The sequence below is a fragment of the Pseudomonas peli genome (assembly GCF_900099645.1).
GTDB classification, from domain to species: domain Bacteria; phylum Pseudomonadota; class Gammaproteobacteria; order Pseudomonadales; family Pseudomonadaceae; genus Aquipseudomonas; species Aquipseudomonas peli.
In genome coordinates this window covers 1-3,143 of the sequence record NZ_FMTL01000019.1, presented here as the reverse complement: position 1 = coordinate 3,143, position 3,143 = coordinate 1, and the positions used below count along the sequence as shown (strand labels likewise).

At 56.3% G+C, this 3,143-nt stretch carries 4 protein-coding genes and 3 tRNA genes; all 7 read left to right on the top strand.

Going from position 1 to position 3,143, the window contains the following annotated elements; translation table 11 throughout:
* Positions 1-134: 134 nt before the first annotated feature.
* Entirely contained in the window at positions 135-1,100 is a 966-nt protein-coding gene (birA, locus tag BLO50_RS21595) for a bifunctional biotin--[acetyl-CoA-carboxylase] ligase/biotin operon repressor BirA (protein ID WP_090256318.1), read from the top strand.
* Complete coding sequence (locus BLO50_RS21590; RefSeq protein ID WP_090256317.1) at positions 1,090-1,830, top strand: pantothenate kinase; 741 nt, start codon at positions 1,090-1,092, stop codon at positions 1,828-1,830. The genes birA and BLO50_RS21590 overlap by 11 nt, the downstream gene beginning before the upstream one ends.
* A gap of 8 nt (positions 1,831-1,838) precedes the next feature.
* On the top strand, positions 1,839-2,510 hold the full coding sequence (locus tag BLO50_RS21585) for an SPOR domain-containing protein (protein ID WP_090256316.1): 672 nt from the start codon (positions 1,839-1,841) through the stop codon (positions 2,508-2,510).
* 141 nt (positions 2,511-2,651) lie between these two features.
* Positions 2,652-2,736: transfer RNA gene (locus BLO50_RS21580), tRNA-Tyr, on the top strand.
* Positions 2,737-2,760: 24 nt separating this feature from the next.
* Positions 2,761-2,834: transfer RNA gene (locus BLO50_RS21575), tRNA-Gly, on the top strand.
* A gap of 25 nt (positions 2,835-2,859) precedes the next feature.
* Positions 2,860-2,935 (top strand) — tRNA-Thr (locus BLO50_RS21570).
* 83 nt (positions 2,936-3,018) lie between these two features.
* A partial coding sequence (locus BLO50_RS21565) for a GTP-binding protein (RefSeq protein WP_007925961.1) occupies positions 3,019-3,143 on the top strand: 125 nt, incomplete at its 3' end.

Below are 3,143 nucleotides of genomic sequence, written 5' to 3'. Positions count from 1 at the left end.
AAAACCCCCGATCGTGAAAACGGTCGGGGGTTTTACTTTGTGGCGCGAAAACAAACCATGCCCAGCTCAGCCTTTGATAGGCAACTAAACAGGGCATCGTTATCATGCGTGCCTTATTGCTTGGCGGGACTCACATGCTTGCATTGTTAAGGCTTCTTCAAGACGGGCGTTTTCACTCCGGTGAGGCGCTTGGCGCGGCTTTGGGTGTGAGTCGCTCTGCTGTGTGGAAGCAGCTGCAGGCTTTGCAGGCTGAATTGTCGTTACCCTTGCACAAGGTGCGCGGGCGCGGCTATCAGCTGGCGACGCCACTGCAGTTGCTGGATGCTGACTGGCTGAATGCACAAGTCGATGCGCCGCACTGGCATGCGTGCGTTATGCCAAGCGTGGACTCGACCAATGCGGAGGCATTGCGGCTGTTGCCTGCGGCACAGACTCTGCCGTTCTATGTGATCGCTGAGCGGCAAACCAGTGGGCGAGGACGGCGGGGGCGTAGTTGGGTAAGTCCCTTCGGCGAGAATCTGTATTACAGCTTGGTTGTTCGTGTTGAAGGTGGCATGCGCCAGCTTGAAGGCATGAGCCTCGCTGTCGGTTTGGCGCTGCTGCAGGTTATTCGCGGCTTTGGCGTGGTTGAGGTCGGATTGAAGTGGCCCAATGATGTGCTGGTGGGTGAGCGCAAGCTTGCGGGCATCCTATTAGAGCTGTCTGGCGATCCGGCGGATGTGTGTCATGTGGTCATCGGGATTGGCTTGAACGTGAATATGCTCGCGGCTGATCAGGGGGCTATTGGTCAGCCCTGGACTTCGCTGCGTGCTGAGTTGGGGTGTCTGTTAAATCGCAATGAGCTGGTCAGTGAGTTGAATCGGCAGCTGTTGCGCTATCTGGATATTCAGTTGCGTGATGGTTTCGCAGCTTTGCAGGATGAGTGGCAGGCTTGTCACCTTTGGCAGGGGCGATCGGTTGCGCTAACGGCCGGCGGTGAGCCTATAGAAGGTGAGGTCTTAGGGGTGGATCGTTCTGGGGCCATTCGTCTTCGTGTTGATGGGGCCGAGCGAAGCTTTAGCGGCGGTGAGCTTAGCCTGAGGTTGCGTGATGATTCTTGAGCTCGACTGCGGTAATACCTTTATTAAGTGGCGCTTGCTGGGTGGTGGCAAGGCTACGGTAGGCGGTGTCGTTGACTCGGATCAGGCGCTTATAGAGGTTGTCCGCGAGCAGGCTGTGCAGCTGCGCGCCTGTCGTCTGGTGAGTGTGCGCAGCGACGAAGAGACAGCGCAGTTGATCTCGCTGCTTGAGCAGGCTTTTGCTGTCGAGTGTCGTGCGGCTCGCTCTGCTGTTTCCTTGTCGGGTGTTCGCAATGGTTATGAGCAGTACGAGCGCCTTGGGCTTGATCGCTGGCTTGCAGTGGTAGGGGCTTATCAGTTATCGGGTAAGGCCGCGCTGGTTATTGATCTGGGCACTGCGGTTACTTCGGATTTTGTGGGTGCAGATGGTGGGCACCAGGGCGGCTTTATTTGCCCGGGTATGCCGCTGATGCGTACGCAGTTGCGAACCCACACCCGCAGAACGCGCTATGACAGCGATGAGGCGGCCAAGGCGCTTGAAGGCTTGGTGCCGGGGCGGGCGACTGCTGAAGCTGTTGAGCGTGGATGCTTGTTGATGCTGCGCGGTTTTGTCAGCGGTCAGGTGGCGATGGCGGAAGAGCTGCTGGGCAGTGACTTTGATGTTTTCCTCACTGGCGGGGATGCCCCGCTGGTGATGGATGTTATTCCGGGTGCGCGGGTTGTGCCGGATCTGGTGTTTATCGGCTTGGCGATCGCTTGCCCCATAGATTGAGGTCATGCATGCGCTGGATGTTCTTGTGGTTGGTTGTACTGAATCTGTTCTATTACGTGTGGCATCAGCAGCAGGCCCCTCTGCGGGTTACTGAGATTGCACCGCTGAATATGGCGCAAGACAGTAAGCGCGATATTCGCCTGCTCAGTGAGTCGAGCGCGCCGCCGCGACGAGAGGTTGCTGTAGCGCAGCCTGCTGAGGCGGTGTGCTTGTTTCTCGGTAGTTTTGAGGTGATGGCGGATGCGTCTGCGGTCGAACAACGGTTGTTGAGTCTGGATATTCAGTCGCGCGTGCAAAGTATGGATGCGGCGGCGGGCGTAGATTACTGGGTGTATCTACCGCCGCTGGCTTCACGGCAGGCGTCTCTGCGCCAGTTGCGCGAGCTACAGGCACGCAAGATCGATAGTTACATCATTACCCAGGGCGATTTGGCCAACGGTATTTCCCTGGGCATCTTTCCGCGCAGCGATTCGGCGCAGAGTGTCATGCAGCGTTTGCGTGATGCCGGGTACGAGCCGTCCCTGCGTGAGCTGACGCGTGCGCACCGCAGTTTCTGGGTGCGTATCTCTCCGCAAAGTCGGCGTCTGGCGGATGATTCCTTGCTGCAGCGTTTGGCTTTTGACTTCAAGGGCTTAGAGCAGCAATTAATGCCGTGTGAGGGGGTTGCAAGCCCTCAGTAGAATGCATAGAATGGCGCCCGCTTCGCAGGGTGGCGCTTACAAGTGTTCTGCGAAGTTGCTGTCAATGTAGCTAACCTCAAGTTTTTTAATGAGAAATTGCTTGACAGTAGGTCGGCATAGAATGAGAATGCCGCCCCGTTTGGAGGGATTCCCGAGTGGCCAAAGGGATCAGACTGTAAATCTGACGTCATCGACTTCGAAGGTTCGAATCCTTCTCCCTCCACCAGATTTAGCGAGAGCTGCAGGCTCCGCGGGTATAGTTCAGTGGTAGAACCTCAGCCTTCCAAGCTGATGATGCGGGTTCGATTCCCGCTACCCGCTCCAGCATTGTTGTTTTCGCAATGTATTTGCTCATGTAGCTCAGTTGGTAGAGCACACCCTTGGTAAGGGTGAGGTCAGCGGTTCAAGTCCGCTCATGAGCTCCATCTAATAAAGGCAGATATGCAAGTATCTGCCTTTGTTTTATGGCGGTGATGCTGAGTCAATTCTTCTCTGGGAGGCAGTCAAAATGGCTAAAGAAAAGTTTGAGCGTAACAAGCCGCACGTCAACGTTGGCACTATCGGTCACGTTGACCACGGTAAAACCACTCTGACCGCTGCTCTGACCCGCGTCTGCTCCGAAGTATTCGGTTC

Bases quoted from the DNA above. Each gene is read 5' to 3' on its own strand.
- birA (WP_090256318.1), top strand. From the start codon at position 135: ATGCTTGCATTGTTAAGGCTTCTTCAAGACGGGCGTTTTCACTCCGGT.
- BLO50_RS21590 (WP_090256317.1), top strand. From the start codon at position 1,090: ATGATTCTTGAGCTCGACTGCGGTAATACCTTTATTAAGTGGCGCTTG.
- BLO50_RS21585 (WP_090256316.1), top strand. From the start codon at position 1,839: ATGCGCTGGATGTTCTTGTGGTTGGTTGTACTGAATCTGTTCTATTAC.